General features: G+C 60.5%; 13 protein-coding genes. 1 reads left to right on the plus strand and 12 read right to left on the minus strand.

What is annotated here, in order from left to right; all coding sequences use genetic code 11:
* Nucleotides 1-71: 71 nt before the first annotated feature.
* The 12 genes from fliG to ABOA88_RS21755 all read right to left on the minus strand — a co-directional run bounded on the left by fliG (nucleotide 72) and on the right by ABOA88_RS21755 (nucleotide 12583).
* Entirely contained in the window at nucleotides 72-1091 is a 1020-nt protein-coding gene (gene fliG, locus ABOA88_RS21700; protein ID WP_043212764.1) for a flagellar motor switch protein FliG, read from the minus strand.
* The gene (gene fliF / locus ABOA88_RS21705; protein WP_367851249.1) at nucleotides 1084-2862 is read right to left on the minus strand and encodes a flagellar basal-body MS-ring/collar protein FliF; all 1779 of its coding nucleotides are present in this window, start codon (nucleotides 2860-2862) and stop codon (nucleotides 1084-1086) included. The genes fliG and fliF overlap by 8 nt, the downstream gene beginning before the upstream one ends.
* Nucleotides 2863-2876: 14 nt before the next feature.
* The gene (gene fliE / locus ABOA88_RS21710; RefSeq protein WP_196168971.1) at nucleotides 2877-3209 is read right to left on the minus strand and encodes a flagellar hook-basal body complex protein FliE; all 333 of its coding nucleotides are present in this window, start codon (nucleotides 3207-3209) and stop codon (nucleotides 2877-2879) included.
* Nucleotides 3210-3314: 105 nt separating this feature from the next.
* Nucleotides 3315-4676, minus strand: coding sequence for a sigma-54-dependent transcriptional regulator (locus ABOA88_RS21715; RefSeq protein WP_367851248.1), 1362 nt, complete (start codon nucleotides 4674-4676; stop codon nucleotides 3315-3317).
* Entirely contained in the window at nucleotides 4676-5893 is a 1218-nt protein-coding gene (locus ABOA88_RS21720; RefSeq protein WP_367851320.1) for a sensor histidine kinase, read from the minus strand. The genes ABOA88_RS21715 and ABOA88_RS21720 overlap by 1 nt, the downstream gene beginning before the upstream one ends.
* A gap of 183 nt (nucleotides 5894-6076) precedes the next feature.
* Nucleotides 6077-7552: a transcriptional regulator FleQ gene (gene fleQ / locus ABOA88_RS21725; RefSeq protein WP_367851247.1), complete on the minus strand. Its 1476-nt coding sequence runs from the start codon at nucleotides 7550-7552 to the stop codon at nucleotides 6077-6079.
* Between the two features lie 168 nt (nucleotides 7553-7720).
* Nucleotides 7721-8017: a flagellar protein FliT gene (locus tag ABOA88_RS21730; protein WP_043210877.1), complete on the minus strand. Its 297-nt coding sequence runs from the start codon at nucleotides 8015-8017 to the stop codon at nucleotides 7721-7723.
* A gap of 15 nt (nucleotides 8018-8032) precedes the next feature.
* On the minus strand, nucleotides 8033-8428 hold the full coding sequence (gene fliS, locus ABOA88_RS21735) for a flagellar export chaperone FliS (RefSeq protein ID WP_367851246.1): 396 nt from the start codon (nucleotides 8426-8428) through the stop codon (nucleotides 8033-8035).
* A 136-nt stretch (nucleotides 8429-8564) separates the two neighbouring features.
* Complete coding sequence (gene fliD, locus ABOA88_RS21740) at nucleotides 8565-9983, minus strand: flagellar filament capping protein FliD (RefSeq protein WP_367851245.1); 1419 nt, start codon at nucleotides 9981-9983, stop codon at nucleotides 8565-8567.
* A gap of 78 nt (nucleotides 9984-10061) precedes the next feature.
* Nucleotides 10062-10421 (minus strand): flagellar protein FlaG, encoded by a 360-nt coding sequence (locus ABOA88_RS21745; protein WP_367851244.1) that lies wholly within the window; start codon nucleotides 10419-10421, stop codon nucleotides 10062-10064.
* Nucleotides 10422-10491: 70 nt separating this feature from the next.
* Nucleotides 10492-11358, minus strand: a complete 867-nt coding sequence (locus ABOA88_RS21750; protein WP_367851243.1) for a flagellin domain-containing protein — start codon at nucleotides 11356-11358, stop codon at nucleotides 10492-10494.
* Nucleotides 11359-11647: 289 nt separating this feature from the next.
* Nucleotides 11648-12583 (minus strand): ketoacyl-ACP synthase III, encoded by a 936-nt coding sequence (locus ABOA88_RS21755; protein ID WP_367851242.1) that lies wholly within the window; start codon nucleotides 12581-12583, stop codon nucleotides 11648-11650.
* A 307-nt stretch (nucleotides 12584-12890) separates the two neighbouring features.
* Between ABOA88_RS21755 and ABOA88_RS21760 the strand changes: the two genes are divergently transcribed.
* Entirely contained in the window at nucleotides 12891-14009 is a 1119-nt protein-coding gene (locus ABOA88_RS21760) for a DegT/DnrJ/EryC1/StrS family aminotransferase (RefSeq protein WP_367851241.1), read from the plus strand.
* Nucleotides 14010-14051 lie beyond the last annotated feature (42 nt).

A 14051-nucleotide genomic window follows, 5' to 3' on the forward strand; every position in this document is an offset into this window, starting at 1 on the left:
TCGTTGCCCGGCCTGGCGCCTTCGCGGGTAAACCCGCTCCCACAGAGGATGCGCCAGTATCAGCAAACGGCTTAAATCATTTCCTCGGCGCCTTTGCCGCCAAGCACGATCTCGCCGGCCTCGGCCATGCGTCGTGCGATGGTGAGGATTTCCTTCTGCGCCGTCTCCACGTCGCTGACCCGCACAGGCCCCTTGGCCTCCAGGTCGTCGCGCAGCAGCTCCGAGGCACGCTTGGACATGTTGCGGAAGATCTTGTCCTTGACCTTCTCGTCGGCGCCCTTGAGCGAGACGACCAACACGTCGGAGGACACCTCGCGCAGCAGCGCCTGAATGCCGCGATCGTCGACATCGGCCAGGTTGTTGAAGACGAACATCAAGTCTTCGATCTGCTCGGACAAGTCGCCGTCGATGTCGCGGATCGCGTCCATCAGCTGGCCTTCGACCGAACTGTCGAGGAAGTTCATGATGTCCGCGGCGCGCTTGATACCGCCCAGGGTGGTGCGCGCGGCATTGGAGTTGCCGGAGAACTGCTTCTCGAGGATCTGGTTCAGCTCCTTGAGTGCCGCCGGTTGCACGGTATTGAGCGACGAGACGCGCAGGATGATGTCCAGGCGCACCTTGTGGTCAAAGTTGCTCAGCACCTCACCGGCTTGATCCGGGTCCAGGTAAGCCACCACGATCGCCTGAATCTGCGGGTGTTCGTAGCGGATGACATCGGCCACGGCACGCGGCTCCATCCACTTGAGACTGTCCAGACCACTGGTGTTGCCGCCCAGCAGGATGCGGTCGATCAGGCCGTTGGCCTTGTCCTCGCCCAGGGCCTGGTTGAGCATCTTGCGGATATAGCCGTCAGAGCCCACGCCCAGGCTGGTCTGGTCGCCGACGATTTCGACGAACTCGCTCATCACCTGCTCGACCTGTTCGCGATGGACGTTGCCCATCTGCGCCATGGCCACACCGACCCGCTGCACTTCCTTGGGCCCCATGTGTCGCAGGACCTGGGCGGCGTCAGTCTCGCCCAGGGAAAGCAGTAGGATCGCCGCCTTGTCGACGCGGCTCAGCTTGGCGGTAACGGCTCGGTTGTCACTCATCGGCGTTGATCCACTCTTTCACGACCTGGGCCACGCGGCCCGGGTCTTCGGCCACCAGGCCTTTGATTGCGTTCAACTGTGCTTCGTAGCCCTCACTCGGGCTCGGCAACAGAATGCTTTGCGGGCCACCCAGGGTGACGCGGTCGTTGGCCAGCTCGCCATCCAGACCGATCATCCCGCCCAGCTCCATGTCGCTGTCGGTGGCAGCCTGCTTGCCGCCACCTGTGATGTTGTTGAGCACCGGACGCAGCACACCGAATACCAGCACCAGGATGAACACGACACCCAGCACTTGCTTGACGATGTCCCAGAACCAAGGTTGCGAGTAGAACGGAATGTCCTCCAATTCCGTGCCACGGTCAGCGGAGAACGGCACGTTGACCACGGTCACGCTGTCGCCACGGCTGGCGTCGAAGCCCACCGCGTCCTGGACCAGGCGAGTGAAGCGCGCCAGGTCCTCGGCGCCCCATGGCGCGCGGGTGGCTTCGCCGGTGGCGGCGTCGACCTTGACCTGGTCGTCCACTACCACGGCCACCGACAGGCGGGTCAGGCGGCCCTGCTGCTGACGGGTGTGGCTGATGGAGCGATCGAGCTCGAAGTTCTTGGTGGTCTGTTGACGCTTGTCGGCCGGGTATGGTGCCAGCATCGGCTGGCCAGTGGCCGGATCCATGATCTGCTGGCCATTGGCATCGACCAGTGGCTGCCCTGGCTGGATCGCACCGGCAGGTGGCGCCGAGGCGGTGGCATTTTCAGGCGCGGAAGCACCGGCCGGCGGCTGGTTGCTCAGGGCACCGGGCACGCCTTGCGGGGGCTGGCTGCTGGAGCGCTGCTCATTGACCGACTGCTCGCTGCGAAGCGCAGGCTGATCAGGGTTGAACTGCTCGGAGGTGGATTCGACCGCGCTGAAGTCGACGTCGGCGGACACCTCAGCCTTGTAGCGGTCGTTGCCCAGCACCGGCTGCAGGATGTTGTGCACACGCTGGGTCAGCAGGCCTTCCATGCGGCGGCTGTAGTCGAACTGCTTGCCGGCCATGGTCAAGGCGGTGTCCTGCAACTGGTCGGAGAGCAGGTTGCCCTTCTGGTCGACCACGGTCACCTGGGATTTGTCCAGTTCCGGCACGCTGGTGGCCACCAGGTTGACGATGGCCATGACCTGCCCAGCCTCCAGGGCACGCCCCGGATACAGCTCGACCAGTACCGAGGCGCTGGGCTTGCGCTCGTCGCGCACGAACACCGAGCTCTTGGGAATGGCCAAGTGAACGCGGGCGGCCTTGACGTTGTTCAGGCTCGACACGGTGCGCGCCAGTTCGCCTTCCAGGCCCCGACGGTAGCGTGTGGCCTCCATGAACTGGCTGGTACCCAGGCCCTGCTCTTTATCGAGAATCTCGAAGCCGATGTTGCCGTCGCTTGGCGCCACGCCGGCAGCAGCCAGCTTCAGGCGGGCACGGGAGAGATCGTCGGCCTTGACCAGCAAGGCGCCGGAGTTGGGTTCCACGCGGTAGCCGATGTCCGCGGAGGCCAGGGTGTCCATGACCTGCTTGGCATCCAGGCCCGCCAGGCTGCCGTACAGCGGCCGGTAGTCCGGTTGCTGCGACCAAAGCACCACGGCAAAGCCGATCGCCACACTCGCGGCCAGTCCGACCAACAGGCCGACCTGACGCAGCATGGGCATCTGCGAGATATTTTCCAGGAACGACATGCCGAACAGCGGCGGCTTGGGCGCTGGCGGACCACTCTTGGCGGGGGGATTGTCGACGACTGCTTCAGCCATGGCTCACTCTGTCCTCAAACCGGCATCTGCATGATGTCCTGGTACGCCTGGACCAGTTTGTTACGTACTTGGGTCAGGGCCTGGAACGACACAGAGGCCTTTTGCGAAGCAATCATCACATCGGTCAGGTCGACACCGCTCTTGCCGATCTCGAAGGCGTTGGACAGCTGGGTCGAGGCCTGCTGTACCTCATTGACCTTGCCGATGGCCTGGCCGAGCATGTCGGCGAAGCTGCTCTGGCCAGGGGCCAGTTCAGTCGCGGCAGCGACCTTGGTCTGGGACATGGCTTCGGCCTGCATCGCCCGCATGTCCAGCATCAGACGATTGAATTCAACACCTTGGGTCATGGACTTCTTCTCTCCGGCGGCCGCATTTTTTTGACGCTCATGCAGCGAATGGGCTGGAACTAGCAACAAGAGTGCCAGCCCTGCTTGCGGCCTTTAAAACTGGTTTCAGCCGTACAGGCTGGCTTCGACGTCGAACCCCGCATCACGCATCTGCGCCAGTTTGTAGCGCAGTGTTCGCGGGCTGATACCCAAGCGCTCGGCAGCCTCCTTGCGGCGGCCACGCTCGGCGCGCAGGGTGTCGATAATCATCTGGAACTCATGGCGACGCATGTCGTCGCCCAGCCCGCCGGATTCGGCAGCCACCTCGCTTACGGCCACCGCCGGTACCGACAACGCAATGGCACCGGCCAGACAGAAATCCGCCGCCTCGATCACTCCGCCCTGCTGCAGGATCAAGGCGCGCTGCAAGGCATTGTCCAGCTCGCGCACGTTACCCGGCCACGGATGCCCTTGCAGGCAGGCTCGCGCCTCGGCGGACAGCCGCACCGGGGCATGCTTCATCTTGGCCACATGGCGCGCCAGCAGGCGCTCGGCCAGCGGCAGAATATCGGCGCTGCGCTCGCGCAGCGGGCGCCAGGCGAGCGGGAACACCGACAGCCGATAGTAGAGGTCCTCACGGAATCGCCCGGCGGCGACTTCCTCGGCCAAGTCTCGGTTGGTGGTCGCCAGCACGCGGATGTCCAGGGCAATCGGCTTGCGCCCACCCACCCGCTCCACCTCACGCTCCTGCAACACGCGCAGAAGCTTGGCCTGCAAGCCAAGGGGCATTTCGGAAATCTCGTCGAGCAATAAAGTGCCGCCATCGGCCTGCTCGAACTTGCCGGCCTGGGCGGCAATGGCACCCGTGAAGGCGCCTTTCTCATGGCCGAACAACGTGGCTTCAAGCATGTTGTCAGGAATGGCCGCGCAATTGATCGCCACGAAAGGCTGCGCCGCGCGCGGCGATTGCTGATGAATGTAGCGCGCCAGCACTTCCTTGCCGGTCCCGGACTCACCGGAAATCAGCACAGTCGAATCACTGCGCGCCACGCGCGCGGCCAGCTCCAGCAATTGCCGGCTGGCAAGCTCGCAGGCGACCGGGCCCTCTTCATCGGCACCGCCCACGCGCCCGGCGGCATGACGCTCCACCAGGCTCAGCAGCGCCTTGGGCTCAAACGGCTTGACCAGGTAATCGACAGCGCCCTGGCGCATGGCCTGCACGGCACGCTCCACCGCGGCGTGGGCAGTCATCAGCAACACCGGCAATTGCGGATGCTGGCTACGCAACTGAGCCAGCAACTGATGCCCATCCATGCCCGGCATGTTCACATCGCTGACCACCAGACTGAAGGACTCGCCAGCCACTGCCTCGAGCGCCTCCTCGCCACTGCCCACCGCCCGATAGGCGAAACCGCCGATCTCCAGGGTATCGCCCAAGGCCTGGCGCAGGACACGATCGTCCTCGACCAGCAACACCTTGATCGTCATCACACCTCCCCCATCGCCGGCCCGCCGATCAGCGGCAGCACCACGCTCACACACGTTCCTCGGCCGACCTTCGAGCGCAGCCGCAGACTGCCCTGGTGCGCCCGCACGACGGCCTTGACCACCGCCAGCCCCAAGCCGGTGCCGGTGGACTTGGTGGTCAGGAAGGGCTCGCCCAGGCGCGCCAACAGCTCAGCTTCGATGCCACAGCCCGCATCGCTGATACACAAGTGCAGGGCCTGATCGCGACAGTACAGGTGCACCTTCAGGCGCGCCGGCCCGCTGCTGGCCTGCAAAGCGTTTTCGATCAAATTGAGCAAGGCGCCCACCAAGGTGTCGCGATTGCACAGCAGCTCACCGAGATGACTGTCGCATTGCCAGCGCACGTTATGGCCTTGGACATGGGTTTGGGCCGCCTGCTGCAACGCCTGGAACAAGGCCTTGGGACTCATGCGGTCGCCCAGCGGCAGCTCGCCGCGGGCGAACACCAGCATGTCGCGGACCTGATGCTCCAGCTCATGCAGGCGCTCCTTGAGGCTGCCGGCAAAGCGCTGACGGGTTTCCTTGGGCAATTCTTTGTCTGCGTCGGCCAAATGGCCGGCATAGAGCATCGCCGCCGACAATGGCGTACGGATCTGATGGGCGAGTGAAGCAACCATGCGCCCCAGCGAGGACAAACGCTCGTGGCGGGCCAGTTGGTCTTGCAGGCGGCGCGTCTCGGTCAGGTCATTGAGCAGCACCAACTGCCCGGGCTCAGCATCGAGCGAGCGCGTGGCTATGGACAGCCGCCGGCCGTCACGCAATGAAATTTCATGGCCGTCATCCTTGCGCGGAGCGAAGCTGCGGGCGATCACCTGGCGCCAGAGTTCACCGACCAGTGGCTCACCCAGCAACTCGCACGCCGCCGGGTTAGCCTCGCGCACATACCCCTGATCGTCGATAACGATCACCCCGCCGGGCAGCAGGTCGAGCAGGTTCTGCAAACGATTGGCCAGGCGCTCCTTTTCATCCAGCTCAGCCATGCGCTGGGCGCTGACCACAGCCAGTTCACCCTTGAGCTGGCTGACCCGCGCCTCGAGCAGGCTGTAGGACTCACTGAGCTGATCGGAAACCTGATTGAACAGGGCGAACGCTTGCTCCAGGCCCTGACGGCTTTCCTGCTCGACCGAGGTGCGGCCGGGCGCGTCGGGGGTTCGGGAGATGTGGGCGACCTGGGGCATCATGCTCTCTCGCGTGGCTGACCGTCATAAAACCGGTGTGTTGTCAGCGGTGTAGCAATAGCCGTGCCGAGTATAGGGAAATGCCGTGGCCTTCATCGCAAGGCGGCATTGCACCACCCGGCTGCGCGGGCTCGCCTTCGCAAAGGGCTGCAAAGCAGCCCCATTTATCGAGAGGAGAATGCGTCAACCCTCTGCCTGGTCGTCACCTTCTCGACGGCTCATGCCGTACTTGCGCATCTTCTCCACCAGCGTGGTGCGGCGGATACGCAAGCGCTCTGCGGCTCGCGCGACGATACCGTTGGCGTCGTCCAACGCTTGCTGAATCAAGCCTTGCTCGAGATTGCCCAGGTAATCCTTCAGGTCCAGGCCCTCCGGCGGGAGCATCGCGCTACTGGAGAAGCTTGGCGCATGGCCGTTGATAGCCGCGCGCTCTTCCAGGTCGCTGCGCAGGCTGTCGACCATCTGCTCATCTTCGTCATCGACGTAACGGAATTTCTTCGGCAGCTCGGAAACCCCGATCACCCCGTACGGATGCATGATCGCCATGCGCTCGACCAGATTCGCCAGCTCACGGACGTTCCCCGGCCAGCCGTGGCGGCACAAGGACATGATCGAGGCCGAATTGAAGCGGATCGAGCCGCGCTTCTCGTGCTCCATGCGCGAGATCAGCTCGTTCATCAACAGCGGAATATCCTCGACTCGCTCACGCAGCGGCGCCATCTCGATGGGGAAGACATTCAGGCGGTAGTACAGGTCTTCGCGGAAGGTCCCTTCCTCGATCATGGTCTCGAGGTTCTTGTGGGTCGCGGCAATGATGCGTACGTCGATGCTCTGGGTCTTGTTGCTACCGACCCGCTCGAAGGTGCGCTCCTGCAGCACGCGCAGCAGCTTGACCTGCATCGGCAGCGGCATATCGCCGATCTCGTCGAGGAACAAGGTCCTGCCATTGGCCAGCTCGAAACGCCCGGCACGGCTGGTGATGGCCCCAGTGAATGCGCCCTTCTCATGCCCGAACAGCTCGCTCTCAAGCAACTCGGCTGGAATCGCCCCGCAGTTGACCGGCACAAATGGTGCTTCGCGGCGCTTGGAGTGGTAGTGCAGGTTGCGCGCCACCACCTCCTTGCCGGTGCCGGACTCACCGAGAATCAGCACGCTGGCATCGGTATCGGCCACTTGCTGCATCATCTGGCGCACATGCTGGATGGCCCGGCTGGTGCCGACCAGGCTGCGGAACAGATTGGGTTCGCGCTGGCGGCCGCGCTCACGGGCCTGGTCGTACATCTCACGGTAGACCTGAGCACGGTGCAACGAATCGAGCAACTGGCTGTAGCTCGGCGGCATCTCGAGGTTGAACAGGACACGGCGGCGCAGGTCTTCCGGGAAGTCCGCGGAAGAAATTTCACCTAAAAGTAGAACCGGAAGGAACTCATCCCACGCAGCCACTGTCTTAAGCAGCCCAAGGACACCCGCCGGAGCATTCACGGTCCCGATCAGTACGCACAGCACATCGCGACTCGACGACAAAGAAGCCACCACCTGCTGCCAATCATGGCTGGAGCAGGAAAGGTTTTCTTCGCCTAGAAAATTCAGGACCACCGCCAGATCGCGGCGGCGTTCGCTGTCGTCATCGATCAGGAGGATCTTGGTTTCACGCCACATGCGTTAGCAACTTCCCTAGTCATTTCGACGCCCGCAGGCGTGCTCGACATCATTCCGACTGAATGATCAGTGCTCGGACGTCTGATTTTGCGAAAACAGTCACTAGTTAAGTCAAAAAAACGCACACAGTCAAATTAATGGCGCGCGATTTTTTGCACCCCTCCAGCGTCAACTGAAGAGATGGTATACCTTTGCGGCATTTTTCGCCTGACGAATCTGTGTCATCTCGTCGACTATTGATTGACGCTCACCGCTTGCAATATCAATAAGTTGCCGATAAACGCCGAGCAACTGCTCTAGGCTGCCCTTTACCGCATCTTCGTTGAGCGAGGCCTCGGCCAACACATCGTCGACGCAAATTCGGCACTCCAGGTCAAGCTCGCCGATCGCATCCCAATCACGACTGTCCAATGCCGCTAGCAGCGCCTCACGGGTCTGCTCGATACGCTCGATCACCTCGCTCATTGCACCTCTCCCGAATCAGTCTGTCGGCTGCTGATCACCGATTGCATCCCAGCCTTCCTTGACCGTGATGAGCAGACGCGCCACCTCATCGATGATCGCCGGATCGTTCTTCACGTTGGCGTCGATCAGGCGACGGCTCATGTAGCTGTACAGGTTGTCCAGGTCGGTGAGGCTGTCGGCATGGTTCTCCAAGTCCAGGCCTTCGCGCAGACCACCGATGATGTCGATGGCCTTGCCAATCAGGATGCCGCGCTGGGGGATGTCGTTACGCGCCATGGCGCCCTTGGCCTGGGCGAGACGGTCGAGGCCGCCCTGCATGAGCATTTGTACCAGACGGTGCGGACTGGCCTCGGAGGTCTGCGCCACACCATTGACTTTCTGGTATTGCCGAAGGGCCAACATCGGGTTCATGGATCTACCTCGTTGCAGCGAAAAAGGTTGCGTATACCTGTGTATCGTCGCGGCGTCAAAGAACTTTAGTCACCAAGCAAAAAGCCCGGGGTGTCCATAAGACGCCGCCGGGCTTTTCAATGCCTGCCTAAAAGGGTCAGGACTTCTTGGCCTGGGCGTTGATCGCTTCGAAGATCGAGGTGATCTGGTCGGCCTGGGCTTTCATCTTGCCCAGGGCGGTGTCCAGGGCGACATACTTTTTGGTCAGGGATTCGGTCAGGGAAACGGTGCGCCGATCCAGCGCCGCCTGCTGATCACTGAGGTTCTTGGCTGTCTTGTCGAGGTTGGACTTGCGTGAGGCCAGGCTACCCTCAGCACCGTTGTAAGGCTCGATCGCCTTGTTCATCCGCTCGAACACACCATTGGTGCCCGTGAAGAACTCCTGCAGTTCTGGGCCGAGCTTCTTGTCGTTCATTGCCGCGGTGAACTTGATGGCGTTGAACTCCAAGGTACCGTCCTTCTGGGTATTGATACCCAGTTGGCCCAGCGTGGTCAGCCTGTCACCCGCGCCCAATTCCGCCAACACCTTGCGCATATCACTGAGCAGAGAGCGCGTCGTAGGATCATTGGTGAGCGGGCCAAGGAGAAGATTGTCATTCTTGTCACGACTCGCCGTCGTCAGAGAAGTGATTGCACCTTGCAACGTATTGTAGGCATCGACGAAACCCTGGACCGACTTTTTCAGACCATCATTATCAGCAGTGACAGTCAGCGCCGTAGGCGATCGGGTTACACCATCGGCAGCCAAAGCACTTACCCCCGTCAATTCCAGAGTCATACCACTGATGGCATTCTTGACGGTATTGGTAGAACTCTTGACGGTCAAACCATCGATGGTCAGTTCAGCATCCTGCGGCCGTGCGGAGATATAGCCACCTCCGGTGCCTACCATGGGAAGCGTACCATCGACAGTCAACTCAGCAATACCGCCCAACTTGATATCGGTTTTGGCACCGGTAGTGGTAGAGCTGAGCACGAGACGAGAGCCACCCTCCTCGTTAATGATGTTCGCGGAAATACCATTGATGGCCATTTCCTTGTTGATCTGATCTCGGACGCTCTGCAACGTGGCCCCTGTGGGCACGCTGAGGTTATAGGTCTTGGCCCCCTGACTAATGGTCAGGGTACCATCAGAAATGGCACTCTCGGCGCCGCCAACAAAGCGCTGACTAGCCACCTTGGAACTAGTCGCCAACTGCTTGACCGCGATGTCATAGCTCCCCGCCACCGCAGTATTGCTGGAGGTAACCTTGACGATCGCCTCATTGGCTGACTTGGCAGCATAGGCGTTGAACGACGGAGCATTCTTATCGTTGAGCTTTTTCATGGCGTCCTGAAACGCCGTGAGGGCACTGCGCAATGCGCCGATCCCCGAAATCATCGCACTATTATTGCTAGTCTGGCGATTGATCTGCGCCTGCTTAGCGGCGGTATCGGACTCTACCAACGCCTTGACGATCTCGGAAATATTGAGACCGGACCCAAGGCCAATGGACGGAGTAATCGGGCTTGCCATGTGTTGTCCCTCTCGTTAACGCGCCAATCCCGCTACCACAGGACCAACACGATTTACATCATTGGCGCTCGCCACCAATCATGCCTTGGCGTCGAACAGAATACTCTTGACATCGCTCAAGCTGTGGGCGATTCGCAGCGCCTCTTCCGAAGGGATCTGACGAATCAACTCCCCACTATCACTCGCGATGACCTTGACCACGATCCTGCCTGACTCCTCATCTGTTGAGAACTCCAGGTTACGTCGCGTCTCTTTCAAAAACTTTTCGATTTCCGCTACGGCACTTTTAACTTCCTCGACCCCCTTCACCATGAGCGGGTCGTCTTTTTTATTGCCCTCATCGGAAATATCAACCGGCTGGACAACCGGCTTCTCGGCAACCTGCTCGGCCGATCGTGCGGCCTGATAGGACAGGCCCAACTTGACGCTCATGTCCATTTCACCACCTCACAATGCATAAGCGGGGAAGCGCAAAATCGCCCTTCCCCGCCACCAACCGTCAGACAGATTAGCCCAGCAGCTTCAGTACCGCGGATGGCAGCTGGTTGGCCTGGGCCAGAACCGAGGTCGAAGCTTGCTGCAGAGTCTGCTGCTTGGTCAGCTGGGCAGTTTCAGCAGCAAAGTCAGTATCCTGTACACGACCACGAGCGGCTTCAGCGTTCTCGTTGATGTTCTGCAGGTTGTTGATGGTGCTGGTCAGACGGTTCTGGGCGGCACCCAGAGCAGCACGAGTGGTGTTGATGTTCTGCAGAGCATTGTCGATTGCAGTGATAGCGCTGCTGAACTGAGTTTCATAAGCAGCAGAAGTAGTGGTCGACAGAGCCGAAATGTTTGCACCCACCAGGGCCGACAGGGCGCTACCTGCAGCAACGCTCATACCAGCGCTCAGGGAGATAGTGATCTGGTTGTCACTGCCGATGTTGGAACCAACCTGGAAGGTCATCACGCCAGAGCTACCGTCGAGCAGCTTCTTGCCGTTGAGCTCAGTGCTTGCCGAAACACGGTTGATTTCGCTCAGCATTTGCTGGAATTCAGCGTCCAGAGCCTGACGATCCAGGTAGCTGTTGGAGTCGTTTCGTGCTTGCAGAGCCAGTTCACGCATGCGCTGCAGCATGTTGGTCTGCTCTTGCATCGCACCTTCAGCGGTCTGCGCGATGGAGATACCGTCGTTGGCGTTTTTGATAGCCATGGTCTGACCGCGAATCTGAGAAGTCATGCGGGTAGCGATCTGCAGACCGGCAGCGTCGTCTTTGGCACTATTGATCTTCAGGCCGGAGGACAGGCGAGTCATCGAAGTGCTCAGCGCGTCGGAAGCACGGTTCAGGTTCTTCTGAACGCCCAGGGAGGTAGTGTTGGTGTTTACAGTCAAAGCCATGACGAATTCCTCGTTGGATTGGGTACTACGGCTTCCGGCCTTGGCAATTCGCCCGGGGGTGGCACAGAGAACCTTCGTAATAGTTATCGTCGCGAGGGTGGGTTGCTTTAGGTCTTTTTCAAAAAAAATTGCTGGCACCCTGCCAGCCCAACGAAATCAATAAGTTGACGCCAAGATACAGGCGATCTTCGCCCTCTTTCTTCCTGCCACAAAAACACCGCAGCAGGGCCACCACAAATAACAACGCCGCCTGGAAAGCGGCGGCGCCTTGCACTGCACGATGCCGACGTCAGTCGCAACGCTCGATGATCGCCGACCCCCAGGACAGACCAACACCAAAACCACTGAGGGCAACGCGCTTGCACTGCGAGCCGAGCACGTGCTTTTCCAGAAGCAGCGGGATACTCGACGACACGGTATTGCCCGTCTCGACCATGTCCTTGACGAATCTGGCCCGATGCTCACCTTCGTTGAAACGCAGGGACACCGCATCGACGATCGCCGCGCTGCCCTGATGCAGGCAGTACAGGTCGATATCCTCAGGCTGCAAGTGGCTGGCCTCGAGCAACTGCTGCAGGTGGGCCGGCACCTTGACCAAGGCAAAGTTGTAGACCTGACGGCCATTCATGAAGAACTTGCCATCGGTCGTGCGCAAGTGCTCAGCACCGGCGCCATCGCTACCGAACAAGGATTTGCCCAGCTGCCAGGCCGCCCCCTCACCCATCCAGGTCGCCGTCGCGGCGTCGCCGAACAACATGGTGGTATTGCGGTCTTCGGGATCGACAATCTTGGAGTAAGGATCAGCGGTGATCAGCAGGCCATTCTTCAGGCCGGCAGCCTCCATGAAACCTTTCATCGCATACAGGCCATACACATAGCCAGAGCACCCCAGGGAAATATCGAAGGCGGCGATATGAGTGGGCAAGCCCAGCTTGTGCTGCACGATGGCCGCCGTATGTGGCAGGCCCTCGGCGTCGCCATTCTGGGTCACGACGATCACGGCATCGATGGATGCCGGGTCCAGCGCTGGATTGGCAGCGAACAGCGCCTTGGCCGCCTCGACGCAAAGGTCGGACGTTTCCTGGCCAGCTTCCTTGCGCGGCAGGAAGGTCGAACCGATCTTGCCGAAGATAAAATCCTGATCCTTGCCGAATTTCGCACCCTGGGCGTAGTTGTCGATACCTTCGACAGGGACGTAACTCGCGATACTTTTGATGCCAATCATTGTGGCTTCCCGATAGAAAGAGCGGATTTTCACGGGCTCCGCGACCTTGATTGAAGGCCCTGCACGCCTTACCGATGTGGCCGCCCGCTAGGTCAATAGATTATTGATGCACGTTTCGACTGCCAAGTCACGACTGCGCGCGAGCAGGAAACAGCCCTGAGCGCATTTTATCAATTGGCCAGATTCTTGCTAATCACACATTCAGCTAACGCCAGCCGTCGGTTTCATGGCGAAACCACCGCGTATCTATACGCCAGCAGGTCACTGACCCCTATGGCGATCACCCGGACAATACGAGCAGCGCCTCATGGCAAAACCGATCACCGTTACCAGCCCTCTTCTGCCGCCCCTTGAAGAGTTCATTCCTTATTTGGAAAGCATTTGGGAAAGCAAGCGCCTTACCAATGCCGGGCCGTTCCATGAACAGTTGGAGCGTGAGCTGGCCGAGTACCTGGGCGTCAAGCACATCTCGTTGTTCTCCAATGGAACCCTGGCCCTGGTGACCGCCCTGCAAGCGCTGCGCGTGACCGGCGAAGTGATCACGACGCCCTACTCATTCGTTGCCACCGCCCATTCGCTGCTGTGGAACAACCTCAAGCCCGTGTTCGTGGACATCGATCCTCGAACCAACAATCTGGATCCCCAGCGCATCGTCGAGGCGATCACGCCAGCCACTACGGCGATTCTTCCCGTGCATTGCTATGGCATTCCCTGCGATGTCGAGGCCATTCAGGAAATCGCCGATACCTATGGCCTCAAAGTCATCTATGACGCAGCCCATGCCTTCGGGGTTCGCCAGGATGGAAAAAGCATTCTCGACAATGGCGATATGTCGATCCTCAGCTTCCATGCCACCAAGGTGTTCAATACCTTCGAGGGCGGCGCCATCATCTGCCAGGACGAAAAGCTCAAGCGGCGGATCGACTTCTTGAAGAACTTCGGTTTCGTCGACGAGACGACGATCATGGCGACCGGCATCAACGGCAAGATGAACGAAGTCCAGGCGGCCTTTGGCGTACTGCAGCTTCGTCATATCGATACCGCGCTGGACAAGCGCCGACAGATCTTCGACCGATACCGCGAAGCCCTGAGTGACGTCGACGGGATCAGCATGCTTGAGCAACCCGAAGGGCTGGAGTGGAACTACGCCTACTGCCCGATCCTGATCGACGGCGCTCGCCTGGGCATCAGCCGGGACGACCTCTACGAGCGCTACCGCGCCCAGAACATCCTGGTGCGTCGCTATTTCTATCCGCTGATCACCGAGTTCCCCATGTACCGCGGCATGCCCAGCTCGGCCCTGGAGCATGTGTCCGTGGCGCATGGGGTTTCTCGCCAGGTGCTTTGCCTGCCTATTTATCCGGAGCTTGGCGCTCAGGAGCAGAGCCGGATCATCGAGATCCTCCTGGAGGCTCGCGCGGCATGAAGCGCTGCCCAACAAGCACCACGCCCGCGCATCGGGTGGCGC

It is taken from the genome of Pseudomonas sp. PKS, assembly GCF_051913525.1.
In the GTDB taxonomy this organism is placed as follows: domain Bacteria; phylum Pseudomonadota; class Gammaproteobacteria; order Pseudomonadales; family Pseudomonadaceae; genus Aquipseudomonas; species Aquipseudomonas guariconensis_D.

Bases quoted from the DNA above. Each gene is read 5' to 3' on its own strand.
- ABOA88_RS21720 (WP_367851320.1), bottom strand. From the start codon at position 5,893: ATGCCCCAGGTCGCCCACATCTCCCGAACCCCCGACGCGCCCGGCCGC.
- ABOA88_RS21730 (WP_043210877.1), bottom strand. From the start codon at position 8,017: ATGAGCGAGGTGATCGAGCGTATCGAGCAGACCCGTGAGGCGCTGCTA.
- ABOA88_RS21755 (WP_367851242.1), bottom strand. From the start codon at position 12,583: ATGATTGGCATCAAAAGTATCGCGAGTTACGTCCCTGTCGAAGGTATC.
- ABOA88_RS21750 (WP_367851243.1), bottom strand. From the start codon at position 11,358: ATGGCTTTGACTGTAAACACCAACACTACCTCCCTGGGCGTTCAGAAG.
- ABOA88_RS21715 (WP_367851248.1), bottom strand. From the start codon at position 4,676: ATGACGATCAAGGTGTTGCTGGTCGAGGACGATCGTGTCCTGCGCCAG.
- fliS (WP_367851246.1), bottom strand. From the start codon at position 8,428: ATGAACCCGATGTTGGCCCTTCGGCAATACCAGAAAGTCAATGGTGTG.
- ABOA88_RS21760 (WP_367851241.1), top strand. From the start codon at position 12,891: ATGGCAAAACCGATCACCGTTACCAGCCCTCTTCTGCCGCCCCTTGAA.
- fliF (WP_367851249.1), bottom strand. From the start codon at position 2,862: ATGGCTGAAGCAGTCGTCGACAATCCCCCCGCCAAGAGTGGTCCGCCA.
- fliE (WP_196168971.1), bottom strand. From the start codon at position 3,209: ATGACCCAAGGTGTTGAATTCAATCGTCTGATGCTGGACATGCGGGCG.
- ABOA88_RS21745 (WP_367851244.1), bottom strand. From the start codon at position 10,421: ATGGACATGAGCGTCAAGTTGGGCCTGTCCTATCAGGCCGCACGATCG.
- fliD (WP_367851245.1), bottom strand. From the start codon at position 9,983: ATGGCAAGCCCGATTACTCCGTCCATTGGCCTTGGGTCCGGTCTCAAT.
- fleQ (WP_367851247.1), bottom strand. From the start codon at position 7,552: ATGTGGCGTGAAACCAAGATCCTCCTGATCGATGACGACAGCGAACGC.
- fliG (WP_043212764.1), bottom strand. From the start codon at position 1,091: ATGAGTGACAACCGAGCCGTTACCGCCAAGCTGAGCCGCGTCGACAAG.